This is a genomic window from Enterobacter sp. SLBN-59, assembly GCF_024807915.1.
Taxonomy (GTDB): domain Bacteria; phylum Pseudomonadota; class Gammaproteobacteria; order Enterobacterales; family Enterobacteriaceae; genus Enterobacter; species Enterobacter asburiae_B.
In genome coordinates, this window is record NZ_JANUFI010000001.1 from 497,449 (window position 1) to 519,021 (window position 21,573).

Genomic DNA, 21,573 nt, shown 5'->3' on the forward strand with positions numbered 1-21,573 from the left:
TATGGCAGTGACGGTACGTACAGAAACGGTAAAACAGATGTGTCAGCATCGTGACAACGGCCACAGAGGGCGTAAAGCACCTGCGACTGTTGTACCCGCGTCCTGGAAACTGACGCCGCAGCAGCAAGCGTTTATTGATGTGTTCGCAGAAGACGAACCCAAAAAACAATAATTTAGTTAATTGCGTAATGATGCAAATAGTCTGAATATCGACTCTGCACTTTCGTACTCTTTAATAAATACACATCAGCAATATAGCACTGAGGACTTACCTCGGAACTTTTAATAAATAATGCCTGGTGTCCCTATGATGAATAACATGACGTCTCACAAATACTGGTCATGGATCGGCGTTTTTACCGTGTCGATTCTGTTCTGGAGTCAGCTCATCTGGTTGGCCCTCCACTAAATTGTAAAACCTCGCTACGGCGGGGTTTTTTGTTTTTCCTTTCTGGACCAATCCTAAATTTATCAATTTGGGTTGTTATCAAAACGTTACGACATCTTTGTGTTATCTTTAATTACGGCCCTGATGATTGTCGGGGCATCTCTGTGATTAAGGAGGAGCTTATGTCGTTAACCCTACGCGAAGCCAGTAAGGATACGTTACAGGCAGAAAATAAAACCTGGCATTACTACAGCCTGCCGCTGGCTGCCAGAACGCTTGGGGACATTTCGCGTTTACCCAAGTCATTGAAAGTTTTACTGGAAAATCTATTGCGCTGGCAGGACGGTGACTCTGTCACCCTCGATGATATCCAGGCGCTGGCAGGGTGGCTGGAAAATGCCCATGCCGACAGAGAAATCGCCTACCGCCCCGCCAGGGTGCTGATGCAGGACTTTACCGGTGTTCCTGCCGTCGTTGATTTAGCCGCGATGCGCGAGGCCGTTAAGCGTCTCGGCGGAGATACGGCAAAAGTGAATCCGCTTTCCCCCGTTGACCTCGTCATTGACCACTCCGTAACCGTTGACCGCTTTGGGGATGACGACGCCTTTGGCGAGAACGTGCGTCTGGAGATGGAGCGCAACCACGAGCGCTACGTGTTCCTGAAGTGGGGGCAGCAGGCGTTCAGCCGGTTTAGCGTGGTCCCGCCGGGTACCGGTATTTGTCACCAGGTTAACCTTGAATATCTGGGTAAAGCCGTCTGGAGTGAATTGCAGGATAAAGAGTGGGTCGCCTATCCGGACACGCTGGTGGGCACGGACTCCCATACCACCATGATCAACGGTCTGGGCGTGCTGGGCTGGGGCGTCGGGGGTATCGAAGCGGAAGCGGCCATGCTCGGCCAGCCGGTGTCCATGCTTATCCCTGACGTGGTGGGCTTCAAGCTCACCGGCAAGCTGTCTGAAGGCATTACCGCCACCGATCTGGTGCTCACCGTCACCCAGATGCTGCGTAAGCATGGTGTGGTGGGCAAGTTTGTAGAATTCTACGGGGATGGTCTGGATTCGCTGCCGCTGGCCGACCGCGCCACCATTGCCAATATGGCGCCGGAATACGGTGCAACCTGCGGCTTTTTCCCCATCGATGACGTCACGCTGGAATACATGCGCCTTAGCGGACGCAGCGAAGAGCAGGTCGCGCTGGTGGAGGCCTATACCAAAGCGCAGGGCATGTGGCGAAACCCGGGCGATGAACCGGTCTTCACAAGCACGCTTGAACTCGATATGGGAAGCGTTGAGGCGAGCCTCGCCGGCCCTAAACGTCCGCAGGATCGGGTTGCGCTGAGTGACGTGCCAAAAGCCTTTGCCGCCAGCAATGCCCTTGAAGTGAACGTGGCGCAGAAAGATCACCGTCCGGTCGACTATGTTCTGAACGGACATCAGTATCAGCTCCCGGATGGCGCGGTTGTGATTGCGGCCATTACCTCCTGCACCAACACCTCGAACCCCAGCGTATTAATGGCGGCCGGTCTGCTGGCGAAAAAGGCGGTAGAGCTTGGGCTAAAACCTCAGCCATGGGTCAAGGCCTCGCTGGCACCGGGTTCCAAAGTGGTATCGGATTACCTCGCGCAGGCCAAACTGACGCCGTACCTTGACGAACTGGGTTTCAACCTCGTGGGCTACGGCTGTACGACCTGTATTGGTAACTCCGGCCCGCTGCCTGAACCCATTGAAACGGCGATCAGGCAGGGTGACCTGACGGTAGGCGCGGTCCTGTCCGGTAACCGAAACTTTGAAGGGCGTATTCACCCGCTGGTGAAAACCAACTGGCTCGCCTCACCGCCGCTGGTTGTGGCGTATGCCCTGGCAGGGAACATGAATATCAACCTGGCGACCGATCCGATTGGTCACGATCGCAAGAACGATCCTGTCTACCTGAAAGATATCTGGCCATCTTCGCGTGAAATCGCGCTGGCCGTCGAAAAGGTCTCAACCGAGATGTTCCGCAAAGAGTATGCGGAGGTCTTTGAAGGCACGCCGGAATGGAAAACCATCAACGTCGTGGGCTCAGATACCTACGACTGGCAGGATGACTCGACCTATATTCGTCTGTCGCCGTTCTTTGATGAGATGCTGGCCGAGCCGGCACCGCTTAAGGATATCCACGGCGCGCGCATACTGGCGATGCTGGGAGATTCCGTCACGACCGACCATATCTCTCCGGCCGGAAGTATCAAAGCCGATAGCCCGGCAGGCCGTTATCTGCAGAGCCGGGGCGTCGAACGCCGCGATTTTAACTCCTACGGATCGCGTCGCGGCAATCATGAGGTCATGATGCGCGGGACCTTTGCCAACATCCGCATTCGTAACGAAATGGTACCGGGCGTGGAAGGGGGCATGACGCGCCATCTGCCGGGGATGGAAGTCGTTTCGATCTATGATGCGGCGGTCAAATATCAACAGGAAGGTACGCCGCTGGCGGTGATCGCCGGGAAAGAGTACGGTTCCGGCTCCAGCCGCGACTGGGCGGCGAAAGGTCCGCGTCTGCTTGGCGTTCGCGTGGTTATCGCCGAATCGTTTGAACGTATTCACCGCTCGAATCTGATCGGTATGGGGATCCTGCCGCTCGAGTTCCCGCAGGGGGTGACGCGTAAAACGCTGGGACTGACCGGGGAAGAGCAGATTGAGATTAGCGGTTTGCAAAACCTGCAGCCGGGTAAAACGGTGCCGGTGAAGTTAACGCGGGCAGACGGGAAAATCGAGGTGCTGGATTGCCGGTGCCGTATTGATACGGCAACCGAGCTGACCTATTACCAGAATGACGGCATTTTACATTATGTGATTCGTAAGATGCTGGACTGATGAAACGAGCCCGGCACTCGTGCCGGGCTTTTTAGCATCACTCTTTCAGCAGATGGCCCATTTTGGCGGCTTTGGTATCCAGGTAGTGGGCGTTTTTCGGGTTTCGGCCGACAATCAGCGGTACGCGCTCGACGATGTTGATCCCCGCTTCGGTCAGGATCTCCACTTTTTTCGGGTTATTGGTCAGCAGGCGAACTTCGTCGACGCCCAGCAGCTTGAACATATCGGCGCATAAGGTGAAGTCGCGTTCGTCAGCGGCAAAGCCAAGCTGATGGTTTGCTTCAACCGTATCGTAGCCCTGGTCCTGAAGCGCGTAGGCGCGGATTTTATTCAGCAGACCAATATTACGACCTTCCTGACGGTGATAAAGCAGCACACCGCGACCTTCTTCTGCAATATGAGACAGGGCGGCTTCCAGCTGGAAACCACAATCACAGCGCAGGCTGAACAGCGCGTCGCCGGTAAGACACTCTGAATGGACGCGGGACAGAACCGGCGTCTGCCCTGAAATGTCACCATAAACCAGCGCGACATGATCCTGTCCGGTTGCCAGTTCTTCAAAACCCACCATCAGGAAATCGCCCCATGGGGTTGGCAGTTTGGCTTCTGCCACACGTTTAAGCTGCATGTGATTCTCCAGAGTAGGCTGACACGTTTCGTGCCTTTGCCCTGTTTTGCTTTCTGTATCAGTTCATTTTGCCACAAGCTCAGCAGGTTCGCCTAATGGGCACCATGCTATATGAACGTTAAACGCACGATCCGACATATCCACCCGGATGATTAATTTCAGTTATGATTGTGACGCTTAGCGAAAAAGGAGAAGACATGCTTTCAATCGCCAGACGTACGGCAGCAGGTGCGGCCATTTTACTGATTATGCCTCTGGCCGTATGGCTTTCAGGCTGGATGTGGCAGCCCGGGCAGAACGCCACGTGGCTGAAAACGTTATACTGGATAACGGAAACGGTCACCCAGCCGTGGGGGATTATTACCCACGTACTCCTCTGCGCCTGGTTTCTGTGGTGCCTGCGCTTTCGTCTGCGCGCGGCACTGATGCTCTTTGCGATCCTCGGGGGCGCTATCCTTGTCGGTCAGGGCGTGAAGTCCTGGGTTAAAGATCGCGTTCAGGAGCCGCGTCCTTTTGTCGTCTGGCTGGAAAAAACGCATCATGTTCCGGTAGATGAGTTCTACAATTTAAAGCGTAAAGATCGTGGCGCGCTGGTGAAAGAACAGCTTGCGGAACAGCAGGATATCCCGAAATTCTTGCGCAAACACTGGCAGAAAGAGACCGGGTTCGCGTTTCCTTCCGGCCACACCATGTTTGCGGCCAGCTGGGCGTTGCTGGGGGTTGGGCTGCTTTGGCCAAGGCGTCGAACGATCACTATCGTGGTTTTACTGATCTGGGCGACGGGGGTTATTGGAAGCCGCCTGCTGCTGGGGATGCACTGGCCGCGCGACCTGGTCGTCGCCACGCTCATCTCATGGCTGCTGATTATGATGGCGACCTGGCTCACTGAACGATTCTGCGGCCCGCTAACGCCACCGCCAGAAGAGAAAGAAGAAATAGCCGAAAGGGATCAGACAGACGCCTGACGGTTGATATTCCGCATTTTGCCCATAGATCCATGACCTGCGCGTCACTTTTTCCGTTTCGCGCTCGTCGCTAAAATGGTAGTTTATAAGGCTGATTGCGGTGAATTGAACACACTTTATTCGCTTGAACCACATAACGGGAAGTAATGTGAAATATTTACTCATTTTCTTACTGGTATTGGCGATTTTTGTCATTTCAGTCACGTTGGGTGCACAAAACGATCAGCAGGTGACGTTTAACTATCTGCTGGCTCAGGGTGAGTATCGCGTCTCGAGCCTGCTGGCGGTCTTGTTTGCTGCCGGCTTTGCCATTGGCTGGCTGGTTTGCGGTCTGTTCTGGCTGAAAGTCCGTGTTTCTCTTGCGCGCGCTGAACGTAAAATTAAGCGACTCGAAAATAACATTGCCCCTGCGTCTGACATCCCGGAAAGCTCTGGTGTGCCGGTCGTGAAGGAATAATCGACTATGCTGGAGTTGTTGTTTCTGCTTTTGCCTGTAGCCGCAGCCTATGGCTGGTATATGGGCCGCAGAAGTGCGCAACAAACAAAACAGGATGAGGCCAACCGGCTCTCCCGCGACTACGTTGCGGGGGTGAACTTCCTCCTGAGCAATCAGCAGGACAAAGCGGTAGACCTGTTCCTCGATATGCTGAAAGAGGATACGGGGACGGTTGAAGCGCATCTCACCCTGGGCAACCTGTTCCGCTCGCGCGGCGAGGTCGATCGCGCCATTCGTATTCACCAGACCCTGATGGAAAGCGCCTCGCTGACCTACGATCAACGTCTCCTTGCGGTGCAACAGCTGGGGCGGGATTACATGGCCGCGGGGTTGTACGATCGCGCTGAAGATATGTTCGCGCAGCTGGTGGATGAAACAGATTTCCGCATCGGCGCGTTGCAGCAACTCCTGCAGATTTATCAGGCCACCAGCGACTGGCAGAAAGCCATTGATACCGCTGAACGTCTGGTGAAGCTGGGTAAAGATAAGCAGCGCGTTGAGATCGCCCATTTCTACTGTGAGCTCGCTCTTCAGCAGATGGGCAACGACGACATGGATAAAGCCATGGCGCTGCTGAAGAAAGGCGCCGCGGCGGACCGCAACAGCGCGCGCATCTCCATCATGATGGGGCGCGTCTTTATGGCGAATGGCGACTACGCCAAAGCCGTTGAAAGCCTGCTGCGGGTTATCGACCAGGACAAAGAGCTGGTCAGTGAAACGCTGGAAATGCTGCAAACCTGCTATCAACAGCTGGACAAGCAGGAAGAGTGGGTAGCGTTCCTGCGTCGCTGCGTGGAAGAGAATACCGGCGCCACCGCTGAACTGATGCTCTCAGACGTCGTTGAGCAGTATGAGGGCAGCGACACCGCGCAGGTTTATATTACGCGTCAGCTGCAGCGTCACCCGACCATGCGGGTGTTCCACAAGCTGATGGATTACCACCTGAACGACGCAGAAGAAGGGCGCGCCAAAGAGAGCCTGATGGTGCTGCGCGACATGGTTGGCGAACAGGTGCGCAGCAAGCCGCGCTATCGCTGCCAGAAGTGTGGTTTTACCGCGTATACGCTCTATTGGCACTGTCCTTCCTGCCGCGCCTGGTCCACCATCAAGCCAATCCGTGGCCTGGACGGGCAGTAATTTTTTAAAACGCCGCATTTTAGTTACAACATACTGATGGTTTTTCCGCTGTCCTGAACTCCGTGCGGTTTGCCGGTCTGGCAGGCACGTAAATGGATCCTGTCAATTTGCGGCGTCGGCAGGTAGAATGCTGGCCGTTTATCTGTTCCGCGGCGCTGCGCGCCCATAGACGAAAAGGGCTGGTCATGACGTCTGTTACATCCTCCACTTCCCGCGTAATTACGGATTCTCCTGTTGTTGTTGCGCTTGATTACAATAAGCGTGACGCTGCACTGGCGTTTGTCGACGGCATCGACCCTCGCGACTGCCGTTTGAAAGTTGGCAAAGAGATGTTCACGCTGTTTGGACCGCAAATCGTTCGCGATCTGCAGCAGCGCGGCTTTGACGTTTTCCTCGACCTGAAATTCCACGATATCCCGAATACCACGGCGCACGCGGTTGCCGCAGCCGCAGAGCTGGGCGTATGGATGGTCAACGTCCACGCATCGGGTGGGGCAAGAATGATGACGGCCGCCCGTGAGGCGCTCCTGCCGTTCGGTAAAGATGCACCGTTGCTGATTGCGGTCACGGTGCTGACCAGTATGGACGAAAACGATCTTCGCGACCTGGGCGTGACGTTGTCACCCGCCGAGCATGCCGAACGTCTCGCGCGTCTGACGCAGCATTGCGGCCTGGATGGCGTCGTCTGCTCCGCGCAGGAAGCGGTACGTTTCAAATCAGCGCTGGGCCAGGATTTTAAACTGGTTACGCCGGGTATCCGTCCTGCAGGCAGCGAAGTGGGCGATCAGCGCCGTATTATGACGCCTGAACAGGCGCTGGCTGCTGGCGTTGACTACATGGTCATCGGGCGTCCGGTAACGCAGTCTGCCAACCCGGCTGAGACGCTTAAGGCTATCAACGCATCGCTGAAAAAGGGGGCGTAATGACCGATTCCAACAGCCGTCTGGTCTATTCAACCGATAGCGGGCGTATAGACGAGCCGAAAGCGAAAGTTGAACGTCCAAAGGGAGACGGCATCGTTCGGATCCAGCGCCAGACCAGTGGACGAAAAGGGAAAGGGGTTTGCCTTATCTCCGGCATTGACCTGGATGATGCTGAACTGGCAAAGCTGGCGGCCGAGTTGAAAAAGAAATGTGGCTGCGGCGGCGCCGTGAAAGACGGCATTATTGAAATCCAGGGAGATAAGCGCGATTTAATAAAATCTCTGCTGGAAGCCAAAGGGATGAAAGTCAAACTGGCAGGCGGTTAAAATAAATGAGCCACGGCAAATGCCGTGGCTCGTGTTATATACGTGCGTATGTCAGACCTGAAATGCGTTCAAATATCGCAATAACGGGGAAGGCTTAGAGAATAATTATTTGCCAACCTGGTGACCGATAATACCACCGACAGCAGCGCCACCTAATGTACCCAGCGTACTACCATCCGTTAATACTGCACCACCGAGAGCACCGGCACCGGCACCAATAGCGGTGTTACGGTCACGTTTAGACCAGTTAGAGCACGCGCTCAGGGACATTGCTACAGTGATTGCCAGAACAGCGGCGGCTAATTTTTTGCTGGTTAAGGTCATAATACTTTCTCCTGAATTATCGATTCACGGAAAGATGTACACGTTAAGTATAGACGAATCGAATACTTAATTCTGTTCTCCGTGAAAGCTGGTCGCGCAGGCGTTACGTAATCACGCAGGTGATAGTCACTTCCTGTTATATCGCTAACATTAATTTTACGACTTTAATGCAGGTTAAACAGGTAAAAACTCTTAAAGAAGTACCAGGAATCATCTCAGAGAAAGAAGGGCGTATGCGCCCGAAATTCGGGCGCGGAGGGAACTCAGGCGGTCGTTTTAATAATATTGACGATCAGCCCGTCATCTTCCAGTTTATTACGGTGCGCATCGCTCAACCGTTCATCGGTAATCACGCGGCTAAAGCGTGACACGGGGCCCATCGTATAAGGGTGAACGGCGCCAAATTTAGAGCTGTCGGTCAGCACAATGGCTTCACACTCTTTTTCCAGCACGGCATTCACCACGTCGGAGCGCATCATATCCCGGCCGGTAAAACCTGTCTCCGGCTGCCAGCCGTCAATCCCGATAAAGGCCTTGCTGAAATGAACCTGCTGAACATACTGACGGGTCAGCGGGCCAACCATGCTTTCACTTTTTTTCTGGTAAATACCGCCCAGCAGAATCACCTCGCAGCGCGTCTCTTTGAGCAAATGCGCGATATAGCTGCTGACGGTGATGATGGTAACGTCTTTTTGATCGGCAAGCGTGCGCGCCAGAAGGGCATTGCTGCTGCCGTTTTCAATAAAGACGGTCTCGCCGTTGTTCACCAGGGACGCGGCAAATTCCGCCAGTTCACGTTTGAGCGCGTAGTTATTCATCATGCGCGTCTCCACGTCATCGCTGTCCAGCGGGACAGCATATCCGTGCGCGCGACGCAGGTAGCTCTGTTTTTCCAGCAGATTAAGATCCTGGCGGATGGTGACTTCAGACACGCCAGTGGTTTTAGCGAGGTCGACTACGCTTACGCGTCCCTGATCGATGACCATCTGCAAAATGAGTTGTTGTCGGGAATTCATAGCATCCATTTAATAAAGCGAAACGAGGTCGGAGACGGTGGGATTAAACTTCCCACGGCGCTTTTGGCTGTCTGTTTTCTGGCGCATTGTCAGCACCATTCTGAGCAAGAAGTTCAGACTTCAGGATCTCGAGATTACGGATAGCAGAGTGATAATCGCCCGCCACCAGGATATCCAGCACGGTATCAATTCGTTGTGCTACAGCTTGTGCGTCAATAGTCGACATAATCTCACCCCAGGCGCGAAAAGTTAATATTTTCAATGATGCAGAAAATAGGATCAAAAGAGAAGGGAAAAAATGCAATAACTAAATTACATAAACGTAAGTGATAAATTTATTCCCCCTCATGCAGCAGGCTTAATGAGTGGATTAGTCTAAAACTGCGCGCAAGGCGCTTTTTTATAAGAGGAATTAGACTATGACAGTTATCAATCAGCCTACCTGCACACTGTTTACCGATACTGAACGGTTCACGCAGCTGTCAGGGTATTACGAGGCGGAGCGTCACACGGTCTGGATGATGCTGAGGGCTCAGCCACGTCCTTGCTTTAACCATGCGTTAATAGAGGAGATCATGAACTTTTCATGGCTGGTTCGCCAGTCTGGGTTTGCGGTTGATTTTTGGGTAACCGGATCGCTGGTTCCCGAGATGTACAATACGGGCGGAGATTTACAGTTCTTCGTCGAGTGCATTCAGAACGGACGTCGGGAAGCGTTACGGGCGTACGCTCGCGCCTGCGTTGATTGCGTCCATGCGGCCTCACGGGGGTTTGATACGGGAGCCATCACTCTGGCAATGGTAGAAGGCAGTGCGTTAGGGGGCGGGTTTGAGGCCGCTCTGGCGCACCATTTCGTCCTGGCTCAGCGCGATGCCCGTTTAGGTTTCCCGGAGATTGCCTTCAACCTGTTTCCGGGTATGGGAGGATATTCCCTGGTTGCACGCCGTTCAGGCATGAAGCTGGCGGAGGAACTCATCTACAAAGGGGAATCCCATACGGCTGAATGGTACGAACAGCACGGGCTGGTGGATGTCCTGTTTGAACCGGGACAAAGCTATGTCTCCACCCGAACCTTCATCGATACGCTGCGGCCAAAACTGAATGGCGTAAGGGCGATGCTGCGCGCCCGTACTCGCGTTCTGCAATTGCCTCGCAGTGAACTGATGGACATCACGGAAGACTGGGTTGATGCCGCTTTCTGCCTGGAGCCGAAAGATATCGCCTACATGGAGCGTCTGGTCACGCTGCAAAACCGCCATCACGCGACGGGCCTGCGTAAAGCCAGTTAACGTTGATTTCGCGCTTGATATCGTTTTAGCCATCGCTCGAATGCGGCAGCGGGCATCGGCTTAGCAAATAGAAAACCCTGCCGTTCGTTGACGCCGTTCTTGGTCAGAAAGGCGTCTTCTTTTGCATTCTCCACACCCTCGGCAATCACCTGCAGATTTAACGCCTGCGCCACCGCGACGATAGCGCGCACCAGTGACTGGGAAATAGACTGCTTATGAATATCCCTGACGAAAGATTGATCGAGCTTAATGGCGTCGATAGGGAAGCGGGCCAGCTGAGAAAGGGAAGAGTAGCCGGTGCCAAAATCATCCAGATGAATTTGCGCCCCGAGTCGGCTGAACTGCTGGATCACGGACAGCGCCAGCTCTTCATTTTCGATAAGACAGCTTTCGGTCAACTCGACGTCGACCGGGCAGTATTCAAAATTCAGATCCTTCAGCGCCTGCTTTAAGTCGCTGAAGATGGTCTGGTCGGCCAGCTGGCGTGCAGAGACGTTCACCGCCACGCGCAGGTTTATTCCCTTATCGCGCCATTTTGCCACCTGACGAACCACGTCGAGCATCACCCAGCGGCCCAGCGGCACAATCAACCCCGACTCCTCGGCATAAGAGATAAACTCCAGCGGCGGGATCAGGCCGCGTTCTGGCGATTGCCAGCGTACCAGCGCTTCAAGGCTTCTGACTTCTCCACGCCAGGTTATTTTCGGCTGATAGTGGATCAGAAGCTGATCGTTATCCAGTGCCTTACGCAGGTTGGTATCCAGCCAAAGATACTCAAACACGCGCTGGTTCATCTCGGGTGAGAAGACGCAGAACTTGCCCCGGCCGTTCTCTTTGGCGGTGTACATGGCGGTATCGGCGTTGCGAATAACGCTTTCCCGGTCGTTCCCGTGCTGCGGGGCGAGGGCGATACCCAGAGAGCAGCCGGTATAAATCTCAATCAGACCGATTCGGAACGGCTGGCGCAGACGGGTTAAAATGCGCGACGCCATCGCCTCCAGAGAGCCCTGAGAGGTATTGGTGGCCATGACGATAAACTCATCGCCGCCAAGACGCGCCAGCACCTGTTCCTCGTCCAGACAGCTCAAGATGGCGAGGGCGACAGCCTGCAACAGCTGATCGCCAAACATATGCCCGTAAGCGTCGTTGACCTTTTTAAAGTTATCCAGATCGAGATACACCACGCCCACCTGCGTGTCGCCGCGGTTGTCGATGGCGTCAGAAATCAGATCGTGGATCGCATTGCGGTTTGGCAGGCCGGTGATGGTATCGGTATTGGCCAGCACGCGCAGCCGCTCCTGAGCGCGGCGCTCTTCCGTAATATCTGTCCCGGAACAGATAAGGAAAATTTCATTTTTACCGCTGCCGCTGTGCACGAATTTGTTTCTGAACAGAAACAGCCGCTGCCCTTTACGCGTTTTGATCCAGCGTTCAACTTCGTAGGAGCTGCCGTTGCGAAAAAAACCGGTAATATTGCGCTTTGAGGCTGCCGCTTCGCTGCGGCTCATAAACAGCTTAAACACGTTCTGCCCAATCACTTCTTGCTCTTTCAGGCCGGTGTACTCTTCGCTAAGCCGGTTAAAACGCTGAATATTGCCGTGCTGATCGAGAATAACAATGACGGAGTTGGCCTCAGAGACAACCTGCTCCGCGAAAGAGAGCCCCTGAGCCAGATCGCGCGCCACGGAGGGCGTATCGTTCCAGGCGGAAGCGGTGCCTGCCCACTCGTTGCGGGTAATTTTACGGCCTACAAGATGAACCGGGACATCTTCTCCGTACAGGGAGAGCGACATGGAAATGCTGGAGGTAATAACGGTTAAATGACGGATGAGATCGGCCTGTTCATCATCCAGCGCCACGACCTGAGTGACATCGGCATTTTCGCTGGTGGAAAGGTGCAGAGCGTTGCTGTCAGCTGACAGGCGCCACCACGGGCTGTGAGTCCCCATGTAGCGAAACAGCAAATTCTGCTCCAGATCGTCCATCATGTTTTCTCCCGCAGCTGTTCATTAGCGCACAAATTATTCATTTGCTGTCGACTTTTCCGTTGAGAAACAGCGGCAAAACCGAAGTGAACCTGTTGTTTTTCCCTGCTTTCTTATAATAAAACGAGTCAGGTTAAAAAGGATACTGAGCGTATAGAAATTCACGTAACCGAATATAACAACACTCTTTTACTGTAGATAATTATGGCGGTTTTGGGCGAAGGGATACTGAAAATAGTAAGGAAAAATAATGATTTTGTGGCGGGGATAAAAAGAAAAATTGTCGGCCCTTCCGGAGAGGAATTAGCCGACAATTGAACCGGTTATCAGGCGACAGGGCGCGCGATAATACTGCGGGTTTCCATGCGAACTTCGGCGATAGTAACGTCAATCACGTCGGTGACTTTGTAAACTGTTTCACCTTTAATTTGCACGGTACCGTTTTCCTGGCTACAGACCATTTCGTCACGAACCGCGTGCAGGAACGGCGCAGGAATAAACGCGACAGCACCGTTATCGACCAGACGGACGCGCATGCCCCCGCGGCTGATATCGATGATTTCTGCGGCGAAACGGGTATCCGTACCGGCTTTATCCTGCAGGAAGCGTGCGTACAGCCAGTCACCAACGTCACGCTCGGCCATGCGGTTCAGACGGCGACGATCGGCCATCTGCAGCGTGGTGTCCTCCTGAGGACGGGCAATGGTTTCACCTTTGATAATCGCTTTCAGCAGACGGTGGTTAACCATATCGCCATACTTACGGATCGGCGATGTCCAGGTGGCGTAAGCTTCGAGGCCAAGGCCAAAGTGCGGGCCAGGCTCGGTGCTGATTTCAGCGAAGGACTGGAAGCGACGAATGCGGCTGTCCAGGAAGCCCGACGGCTGCGCGTCCAGTTCGCGGCGAAGCTTGCAGAAGCCCGGCAGCGTCAGCACTTCTTCCGGATCAACGTGCACATCGTGAGTCTTCAGCAGGGCCGCCAGCGCTTCGGTATTCGCCGGATCAAACCCGGTGTGGACGTTGTAAATGCCAAAGCCCAGCCTGTCGCGCAGCACGCGTGCGGCGCAGATGTTGGCGGAAATCATCGCCTCTTCAACGATGCGGTTCGCAATGCGTCGCGGTTCGGCCACGATGTCCAGCACTTCGCCTTTCTCGCCCAGAACAAAGCGATAATCCGGGCGGTCTTTGAACACCAGCGCGTGGGTTTTACGCCACTCGCCGCGGTTGAGGCAGATGCGATGCAGCAGACGGATTTGCGCGGCAATGGCGTCTGATTCAGGTTTCCAGCTACCGGTATTTTCAAGCCAGTCGGAGACGTTATCGTAGGCCAGCTTGGCTTTCGATTCGATGGTAGCGGCAAAGAACTCGATATCGTCTTCAATCGCGCCATCTGCGGCGATAGTCATGCGGCAGGCAAGGACCGGGCGCACTTCATTTGGACGCAGCGAGCAGAGATCGTCTGACAATTCGCGCGGCAGCATCGGAATGTTAAAGCCCGGCAGGTAGTTGGTGAACGCACGGATTTTCGCCGCGTCATCCAGCTTGCTGCCTTCGGCAATCCAGGCGGTTGGATCGGCAATGGCGACGGTCAGATGGAGTTTGCCATCGGCGCCTTCTTCAGCGTACAGCGCGTCATCCATATCTTCCGTGCTGGCGCTGTCGATGGTGACAAACTCCAGTGCGGTGAGATCGCGGCGCGTCAGACCTTCGTCCTGCATCTCGGTCGCTACGCCGTTAGGTGCTTCTTTTTCAAGATTATGGCGTGCCAGCGTGACCCACCATGGTACGAAATGGTCGGCGCCAAAGGTAATGAACTGGGTCAGCTCAGCATAAAAACCGCGATCGCCTTTCAGAGGATGACGGCGCATTTCTGCTACGGCCCAGTCACCTTCTTTAAAATCATGCTCAACGCCACGGGCGGCGCGGCAGGGAATGGCATCTTTCAGCAGGGGATGATCCGGCACGATAGCAAGACGATCGTCTTTTCTCTGCACCTTACCCACAAAACGGGTCAGGAACGGTTCGATCAGTTCTTCCGGCTCGGCAGACTCGCGGTCCTTCTCGGTATGAATGACGGCCATGACGCGATCGCCATGCATCACTTTCTTCATCTGCGGTGGCGGAATGAAGTAGCTTTTCTGCGCGTCAACCTCAAGGAAGCCAAAGCCCTTTTCCGTGGCTTTTACGACCCCTTCTGCACGCGGCGTCTGGGAATGCAGTTGCTGTTTAAGCTGCGCTAGCAGCGGGTTGTCCTGAAACATAATGTTCTATTTTCGTAGCCATTGAGCGGCTGACAGTTTTACGCGATTCTCACTGTCTCAGCAAGCGCTCTTTGGGTAATTAGTATGGTTATTCCTCTTTACCAAACGCGACTTTCAGACGATTGAGCCAGCCATCAAACGCGCTTCGGGTAAGCAGCATGATGGCATGTTCGCCGGGGAGTCCCTGATCCGTTAGCGGGGTAAACTGCGCGGCGCTGAAGCGGTCCGGAGAGCGTGTCAGCAGTTCGACCGCCGCCGAAAGTGCGGGGGACGTCAGCGGGATCGCTTCGCGGGTGTTTAACAGGATTTCTCCGGTCAGGTCGAGCAGCGAAGGCTCATGGCAAAGGACCGGCGTCAGCGCCTCCAGCGCGGGTTCTGCCTGCCAGCGGGACAGCGACTCAAGCTGATGCGCACTCGCATAGCGCAGCTCGACGACGGGCAACAGCGGCACCCAGGCGGCGTGGCTCGCGGGCAGCGTGTGCGGCTGAATATGATGGCCTGGCAACCAGCGAACGGGGTGTCCTAACAGCGCCTGAAAAACCGCGACTACGCGCGCCTGAAAACCAATAAACCCGATAATCTGGTTAATCACCACAATGTCATATATTGACAGGCCAACCTCATCAAGCTGGTTCTGCGCTTTATCATCAATCACATCAGGAGAGCTGGCGAGCTGGCGGGCATACTGCGTAATTTGCGCCAGACGTCGGTTACTTTCGCGCGAGGAGTCCGGGCCGGGAAGCGGGGCGAGGAGGGCGGCGTAATGGTTACAAAGCCGCTGAACGCCACAGGCCTGTGCGACCGTTAGCGCGGTGCTGAGCCGATCGTATGCGCTGAGCGTATGCAGGCGGTTCACGGGAATCGAGAGCGGAAACAGCTGGTGGCACAAGGCCCTGGCAGGGGTAAGCCAGCCAGAACAGGCGGCGACAATCTCATCAGGCAGGGCTAAATCGAGCAAAAAACGATCGTCGACGTTAGCGGCTTCGGGCACCAGAGGCAGAACATCTTTCTGCGCGTGGTTCGACTGGGTCTCGTGATACCAGTGGCCTTTGCCGGAAAAACGGCGTTGTTCCATGTGCGTTCCTTGATCTCAAAATGGCGATCAATATCCTGGCGTAAGGCAGATAAAGGGAAAAATATTGTTAGGTGATAACAAATAGCAGAACGGAATAACGAAGGGGTGGTGCAGGGGGAAAACTCTCTTCCCGGGCGGGAAGAGAGTCACAGCTTATTTAATTTCCAGCTCGTTCATTGCAGCGATGTTGAAGCCGCCGTCAACGTGAACCACTTCACCGGAGATACCAGCGGAAAGGTCAGAGCACAGGAATGCTGCAGAGTTACCCACATCTTCAATGGTAACGGTACGACGAATCGGGGTAACCGCTTCGCAGTGTGCCAGCATTTTACGGAAATCTTTAATACCGGAAGCTGCCAGGGTGCGGATAGGACCTGCAGAGATGGCGTTAACGCGCACGCCTTCAGGACCCATTGCGTTCGCCATGTAGCGTACGTTGGCTTCCAGAGAGGCTTTCGCCAGGCCCATAACGTTGTAGTTAGGAATAGCACGCTCAGCGCCCAGATAGGACAGGGTCAGCAGGGCTGCGCCCGGGTTCAGCATCGCGCGGCAGGATTTCGCCATCGCAACGAAGCTGTAGGAGCTGATGTCGTGAGCGATTTTGAAGCCATCACGGGTAACCGCGTTCACGTAGTCGCCGTCCAGCTGGTCGCCAGGAGCGAAGCCAATGGAGTGAACGAAACCGTCGAATTTCGGCCATGCTTTTGCCAGTTCAGCAAACATGCCGTCGATGCTTTCGTCTTGTGCAACGTCACATTCCAGAACAATGCTGGAACCCAGCTGCGCGGCAAACTCTTCAACACGGCCTTTCAGCTTGTCGTTCTGGTAGGTGAACGCCAGCTCAGCGCCTTCGCGATGCATTGCCTGTGCGATGCCGTATGCGATGGACAGTTTGCTGGCAACGCCAGTCACCAGAATGCGCTTACCGGAAAGAAAACCCATAGCTTTAATCCTTATATTCATTGCTAATTTTGCCTTGTAATTCATAGCGTTACAGGCAGTATTTCAAAATCATTCGAAATTAGCTCGAAATTATAGCCCACTCACAGCCCCTTGTGTCACGATATTTCTCGCTCTTCTCTGAAGACGCCTGCCCCGAAGAATGCGCCGCGGACTCGCGGGGGCTCAAAATTTCAGCATTCGTCCAGTATATCACCCGGCAACAGGTTCACCTCATCCAACCAGCGAGGAAGCGCGATCCCGCGAGGGTATTCACGCTTTCCTGAGGTTGTCGATGAAGCGCGCGATGACGATAAAGAAAACCGGTACGAAGAAAATGGCGAGAAGCGTACCGCTAATCATGCCGCCAAATACGCCGGTACCGATGGCATGCTGCGTACTGTCGCTCGCACCACGGGCCAGCATCAACGGAACAACCCCTAAGGTGAAGGCTAACGACGTCATCAGAATAGGGCGCAGGCGCTGGCCGGCGGCATGAATGGTTGCCGCCAGCAGGGGCTGCCCCTGGCGATGGAGTTGCCTGGCAAATTCAACAATCAGAATGGCGTTCTTGGCCGACAGGCCGATAAGCGTAATCAGGCCGACCTTGAAGAAAACGTCATTCGTCATGCCGGCAACGGACACCGCGATCACCGCGCCGATAAGACCCAGCGGAACGACCAGCATGACCGCAAAAGGAATAGACCAGCTCTCATACAGGGCGGCGAGCACCATAAACACGACCAGTATCGACAGGACGATAAGGCCCGGAAGCTGAGATTCCGATTTTCTCTCCTGCAATGAACTCCCGGCCCACTCGCCAGCCATGCCCTGAGGCAGACTCCTGGACACGTCCTCCATAACCTTCATTGCGGTGCCGCTGGACTCTCCCGGCGCCGCATTTCCGGTAATGCGAATAGCCGAATATCCCTGATAACGCGTCAACTGCTGGGGCGCAACGTGCCAGGAAAGCGTGGCAAACGTCGATACCGGCACCATCTGTCCCATCCGGTTTTTCACTGATAATGTCAGTATCTGCTCAGGCTGCATTCGGTAGGGCGCATCGGCCTGAATGATCACCTGCTGAACGCGGCCGTTGTTCGTATAGTCGTTGACATAATTTGAGCCCAGGGTGACGGAGAGCGTCTGGTTGATTTCATCAAACGAGACGCCCATCGCTTCCGCCTTTTCTCTGTCCACCTGGAGCGCAAGGCTTGTTCCTTCCGGCAGACCGTCTATATACACGTCACTCAGTTCAGGACGCTGGTTGGCCTGCAGGACCAGAGCGTCGGCAGCGCGCTTTAACGCCTCGTAGCCCAGTCCCGCTCTGTCCTGCACGTACCAGGTGAAGCCCGACGAGGTGCCCATATCCGAAATGGCCGGCGGGAGCAGGCTCATCGTGACGGCATCAGAGACGTTCGCCATGCTGGCCTGTATATGGTCGGCTTCACCCTGAGCCGTCGAACCCTGCCGATTTTTCCAGTCCTTCAGCGTGGTGAAGGCCATAGCCGAGTTAGGTCCTGAACCTGAAAATCCAAACCCCAGGATCATAATGTTGCTTTCAATATCCGGCCGGGCCGCAATTTCCTCTTCAAATTTTTTAACCACGTTGAGGGTACGCTGCATCGTGGCATCAGAAGGCAGCTGGATTGAGGACATAAAGTAGCCCTGATCTTCGTCCGGCAGAAAGGACGACGGTAACGAAGACAATCCCAAAAACAGCGCAGCACAAAGCGCAGCGTACAGGAGCAGCATACGCCCGGTTCGCTTCAGAACGGCACCCAGCCCGGCTTCGTAACTGGCGGTGAGCGAACGAAAGCGCGCGTTAAACCCGACCGCGAACCTTCCGCCTCTCTTTCCTGGCTTATGCGGCTTGAGTAGCGTTGCGCACAGGGCAGGCGTCAGCGTCAGGGCAAGAAACGCGGACAGCAGTATGGAGACCGCCATGGAAATACAAAATTGTCGGTAGATAATCCCGACGGATCCTTCCGCAAACCCCATGGGGATAAAGACGGCGGTCAGCACCAGCGTGATGCCAATAATCGCCGGAGTGATTTCCTGCATGGCTTGCCGCGTGGCGTCACGCGGGGACAGGCTTTTTTCCTCCATCAGTCGTTCAACGTTCTCCACGACCACGATGGCATCATCAACGATAATCCCTATCGCCAGCACCATGCCGAACATCGTCAGAATATTGATGGAGTAGCCGCTCAACAGCATCACCGTGAAGGTGCCAAGAAGCGCGACGGGAGCAACAATCGCCGGGATAAGCGTACAGCGTATCTTGTGCAGAAACAGCAGCATAACCAGGAAGACGAGGACCATCGCTTCCACAAATGTCTGAACAACCTTCATGATAGAAAGTTTCACGAACGGCGCGGTGTCGAAGGGGATCGTAAACGCCATTCCTTCGGGTAACACCCGGGAAAGTTCGTCGATGCGCGCCCGTACGCCGGAAGCCGTGCTCATCGCATTCGCGCCAGGCGAGAGCTGGATTGCTGCCGCCGTTGCGGGCACGCCATTTTCACGGATACCAAAGGCGTAGCTTTGCAGGCCAGATTCAATCCGCGCAATGTCGGACAGTTTCAGGCGGGCACCGGATGCGTCAGATTTCAGGGTGATATTCCTGAACGCCTCTACCGAGGAGAGCTGTCCCTTCACGGTGATGGGATACGTCACCCCTTGTTCTGCAGAGGCTGGCTCATCTCCCGTTTTGCCGGGCGAAACAAGGGCATTTTGCTGGCTAACGGCGGTAAGAACATCGCTTACCGAAAGCCCGTAGCCGTGGAGCTTCATGGGATCCAGCCAGATGCGCAGGGCTTTTTCGCCGCCAAACAGCTGAACTTTCCCTACGCCGGGCACGCGACGAAGCTCGTCACTGACGTTTCTGGCAAAATAGTCGCTTAAATCGGCTTCCTCAAATTGACCCGTCGCGGATTTTAGCCCCACCATCATTAAAAAGCCAGAGTTAGCGGCCTCGACGTTGATGCCGTTTTGCCTTACCGCCTGAGGCAGACGAGGCTCGACGATCTTAATCTGATTCTGCAGATCCATCTGCGCCAGCTTGATGTCCGTGCCCGGTTTAAACGTGACGGTAATTGATGCCGAACCGGTTGTGTCACTGGATGATTCAAAGTAGAGCAAATTATCTACGCCGGAGATTTCGCGCTCGATTAACGATACCACCGACGTATTCATGATATCGGGACTGGCCCCCGGGTAACTGACGGAAATAATGATTCCAGGCGGTGCCACCGCCGGATACTGCGCAACCGGCAAACGGGGGATAGACAGGAGTCCTGCCAGGACGATAAAAAGCGCCACTACCCAGGCGAAAACGGGGCGTTCAATAAAAAAATGCGGCATTAAATTAACGTCCCGTTACGTGAATTTCATCATCAGTAGATACGCGCTTGCCGATATCCCTGAGCTGTGAAAATTTCTCCAGAAGCTGCGGCGCGTCATCGAGGCTCGTCGCGAACATCCACATGTAGGTCATCACGGAGTAAATATGTCCGGCGGTGATGCCGGTTGAGCGCGTCATCCAGACGATGGTCAGCGTAAAAAGCGCGGCAACGAGTACCCCAACCCACAAATAACCCCACGCCTCGCGGTCAGATAATGCGATACGCAAACGCGCCAGCGTGGAGTAATGGCGGTGAAGGGTAGCCGTGCCCGCCTTATGGACATAATCCACTTCTTTTTCCAGTCGATTATTCAGGCGCATGAACAGCCATTCATTTTTACGGGCATATCCTGAGACAAATCCGAGCAGGATAAATACAATCGCAAAGCACATGACGCCGGCCCAAAATTCAATAAACAGCAACATGATGGCGGCACCAAAAAGTGAGCTCAGCGAGGTAATAAGCAGGGGAAGGTGCATTTCAAAGAAATCCACATATTCGCGCGAGAGCGTTACCCTGGCGGCGATTGCCGAATGGTTTAGCTGATATTTGCGCTGTGCCAGGACGACGGATACCGCGAGTCCGGCATAAATGCGTGCAAACGTGCGCGTATCAACGCTCCGTCTGGCCGCACCGATGAACCACATACAAAGTACCATCAGGCCATACAGCGCGGCGTTAAGCGTTTCACCGGCGAGGATGGCATTTATCGCGATGCCTGCCAGAACGGGATAAAGTAAAAACGTCACGTTTTCGGCCACCACCAGGAAAAAAGTGACAACCAGTTTTTTCCGGTGCCGTATCGCGAGTTTTTTTAGCGAGTGCATCACTCCGGCAGGTTCAGAAGAACGAAGATTATTACGGTTCATCATTATGGGTAATTTTTATCAGATTTATTAGGTGAGTTATTTTTGTGCAAAATAGCGTGAGGGAGAGTCTACCGCGCGCCTGTTTAGCGGACATGGGCGGTTTGTGGAGGCTGTGTGGAGCAACGGCTCAAATCATTCTCATAATAAGGTACAGCGGGGCTCCACCAAAAAAAATGATCAAATAACACTCGTAGTAAAAGACCAGATCCTCGATGTCGGGCATCGCGTTTAACAGCACGGTGAACGTAATAATGAGATAAACAAAAATCACCAACAGCCAGAAGGCGACGACGAGTAGCTCAGTCAACGCGCCGGCTTTATTCTGGATTATCAGAGAGACAACCGACAATGCGATGCAGCCATAGATAATGGGTGAAGAGAGCAGCGTTGAGGCGACTTTTTCATCCATTTTGTGTACCAGCATCAGCCAGATATAAAGTAATCCCCAGGACAGCAGCAGGAACAGGGAATATAAGCCCAGTTTTTTAGGAGAGAAATATTTAGAAAGTTCCATGTTCATTATTTCAGCCAACTTCATAAAATCTTTAAGTAACAGGGATAATGTGCAACGCTAAATGTAAAAAGAGTTTTGTCTCAATAGCGATTTTGAACGGGCATTGTCGAGTCATTATTGACGGAATGTGTAGGCTGTATGGAGAAATAACCGGGCAGGTAAATCAGCCGGGA

At 54.2% G+C, this 21,573-nt stretch carries 20 protein-coding genes; 9 read left to right on the forward strand and 11 right to left on the reverse strand.

Annotated elements, in window-relative coordinates; genetic code table 11:
* Position 1 precedes the first annotated feature (1 nt).
* The 3 genes from M2422_RS02325 (at position 2) to acnA (ending at position 3,246) form a co-directional block, all read left to right on the forward strand.
* On the forward strand, positions 2–172 hold the full coding sequence (locus tag M2422_RS02325; protein ID WP_032656727.1) for a hypothetical protein: 171 nt from the start codon (positions 2–4) through the stop codon (positions 170–172).
* Positions 173–310: 138 nt separating this feature from the next.
* On the forward strand, positions 311–409 hold the full coding sequence (gene ymiC, locus M2422_RS02330) for a small membrane protein YmiC (protein WP_032623144.1): 99 nt from the start codon (positions 311–313) through the stop codon (positions 407–409).
* Between the two features lie 161 nt (positions 410–570).
* Positions 571–3,246, forward strand: coding sequence for an aconitate hydratase AcnA (gene acnA / locus M2422_RS02335; protein ID WP_064672650.1), 2,676 nt, complete (start codon positions 571–573; stop codon positions 3,244–3,246).
* 37 nt (positions 3,247–3,283) lie between these two features.
* On the opposite strand, the gene ribA is transcribed toward acnA, so the two are convergent.
* Positions 3,284–3,874, reverse strand: a complete 591-nt coding sequence (gene ribA, locus M2422_RS02340) for a GTP cyclohydrolase II (RefSeq protein WP_008501210.1) — start codon at positions 3,872–3,874, stop codon at positions 3,284–3,286.
* 197 nt (positions 3,875–4,071) lie between these two features.
* Between ribA and pgpB the strand changes: the two genes are divergently transcribed.
* The 5 genes from pgpB (at position 4,072) to yciH (ending at position 7,721) form a co-directional block, all read left to right on the forward strand.
* On the forward strand, positions 4,072–4,839 hold the full coding sequence (gene pgpB, locus M2422_RS02345; protein WP_064672649.1) for a phosphatidylglycerophosphatase B: 768 nt from the start codon (positions 4,072–4,074) through the stop codon (positions 4,837–4,839).
* 148 nt (positions 4,840–4,987) lie between these two features.
* Complete coding sequence (locus M2422_RS02350) at positions 4,988–5,296, forward strand: LapA family protein (protein WP_023312067.1); 309 nt, start codon at positions 4,988–4,990, stop codon at positions 5,294–5,296.
* 6 nt (positions 5,297–5,302) lie between these two features.
* Positions 5,303–6,472: a lipopolysaccharide assembly protein LapB gene (lapB, locus tag M2422_RS02355; RefSeq protein ID WP_023335944.1), complete on the forward strand. Its 1,170-nt coding sequence runs from the start codon at positions 5,303–5,305 to the stop codon at positions 6,470–6,472.
* Positions 6,473–6,657: 185 nt separating this feature from the next.
* Entirely contained in the window at positions 6,658–7,395 is a 738-nt protein-coding gene (gene pyrF, locus M2422_RS02360; protein ID WP_045355906.1) for an orotidine-5'-phosphate decarboxylase, read from the forward strand.
* Positions 7,395–7,721: a stress response translation initiation inhibitor YciH gene (gene yciH, locus M2422_RS02365; protein ID WP_023312064.1), complete on the forward strand. Its 327-nt coding sequence runs from the start codon at positions 7,395–7,397 to the stop codon at positions 7,719–7,721. Before pyrF ends, yciH begins: the two co-directional genes overlap by 1 nt.
* Positions 7,722–7,826: 105 nt before the next feature.
* Here the strand turns inward: yciH and osmB are convergent, their stop codons facing one another.
* The 3 genes from osmB to M2422_RS02380 all read right to left on the reverse strand — a co-directional run bounded on the left by osmB (position 7,827) and on the right by M2422_RS02380 (position 9,287).
* Positions 7,827–8,045, reverse strand: a complete 219-nt coding sequence (gene osmB, locus M2422_RS02370) for an osmotically-inducible lipoprotein OsmB (RefSeq protein WP_008501216.1) — start codon at positions 8,043–8,045, stop codon at positions 7,827–7,829.
* A gap of 263 nt (positions 8,046–8,308) precedes the next feature.
* A complete protein-coding gene (locus tag M2422_RS02375; RefSeq protein WP_023312063.1) occupies positions 8,309–9,061 on the reverse strand; it encodes a DNA-binding transcriptional regulator YciT in 753 nt (250 codons plus the stop codon).
* Between the two features lie 43 nt (positions 9,062–9,104).
* Positions 9,105–9,287 carry a hypothetical protein gene (locus M2422_RS02380; protein WP_024907126.1) on the reverse strand — a complete coding sequence of 61 codons (183 nt, stop codon included), beginning with the start codon at positions 9,285–9,287 and terminating at the stop codon, positions 9,105–9,107.
* Between the two features lie 193 nt (positions 9,288–9,480).
* Here M2422_RS02380 and M2422_RS02385 point away from each other — a divergent pair, with 193 nt between their 5' ends.
* A complete protein-coding gene (locus tag M2422_RS02385) occupies positions 9,481–10,350 on the forward strand; it encodes a crotonase/enoyl-CoA hydratase family protein (RefSeq protein ID WP_064672648.1) in 870 nt (289 codons plus the stop codon).
* Here the strand turns inward: M2422_RS02385 and pdeR are convergent.
* From pdeR to M2422_RS02420, 7 genes are all read right to left on the reverse strand, one after another.
* Positions 10,347–12,338, reverse strand: a complete 1,992-nt coding sequence (gene pdeR / locus M2422_RS02390) for a cyclic di-GMP phosphodiesterase (RefSeq protein WP_029740520.1) — start codon at positions 12,336–12,338, stop codon at positions 10,347–10,349. The two genes, M2422_RS02385 and pdeR, sit on opposite strands and share 4 nt — an antisense overlap.
* A 323-nt stretch (positions 12,339–12,661) precedes the next feature.
* On the reverse strand, positions 12,662–14,596 hold the full coding sequence (locus M2422_RS02395; protein WP_032656735.1) for an exoribonuclease II: 1,935 nt from the start codon (positions 14,594–14,596) through the stop codon (positions 12,662–12,664).
* A gap of 88 nt (positions 14,597–14,684) precedes the next feature.
* On the reverse strand, positions 14,685–15,671 hold the full coding sequence (locus M2422_RS02400) for a CMD domain-containing protein (protein WP_064672647.1): 987 nt from the start codon (positions 15,669–15,671) through the stop codon (positions 14,685–14,687).
* A gap of 153 nt (positions 15,672–15,824) precedes the next feature.
* On the reverse strand, positions 15,825–16,613 hold the full coding sequence (fabI, locus tag M2422_RS02405; RefSeq protein ID WP_003856831.1) for an enoyl-ACP reductase FabI: 789 nt from the start codon (positions 16,611–16,613) through the stop codon (positions 15,825–15,827).
* A 270-nt stretch (positions 16,614–16,883) separates the two neighbouring features.
* Positions 16,884–19,976 carry a multidrug efflux RND transporter permease subunit gene (locus M2422_RS02410; protein WP_064672646.1) on the reverse strand — a complete coding sequence of 1,031 codons (3,093 nt, stop codon included), beginning with the start codon at positions 19,974–19,976 and terminating at the stop codon, positions 16,884–16,886.
* 4 nt (positions 19,977–19,980) lie between these two features.
* Positions 19,981–20,889 (reverse strand): ABC transporter six-transmembrane domain-containing protein, encoded by a 909-nt coding sequence (locus M2422_RS02415; RefSeq protein WP_063441951.1) that lies wholly within the window; start codon positions 20,887–20,889, stop codon positions 19,981–19,983.
* 124 nt (positions 20,890–21,013) lie between these two features.
* Positions 21,014–21,400: a hypothetical protein gene (locus M2422_RS02420; RefSeq protein ID WP_064672645.1), complete on the reverse strand. Its 387-nt coding sequence runs from the start codon at positions 21,398–21,400 to the stop codon at positions 21,014–21,016.
* Positions 21,401–21,573 lie beyond the last annotated feature (173 nt).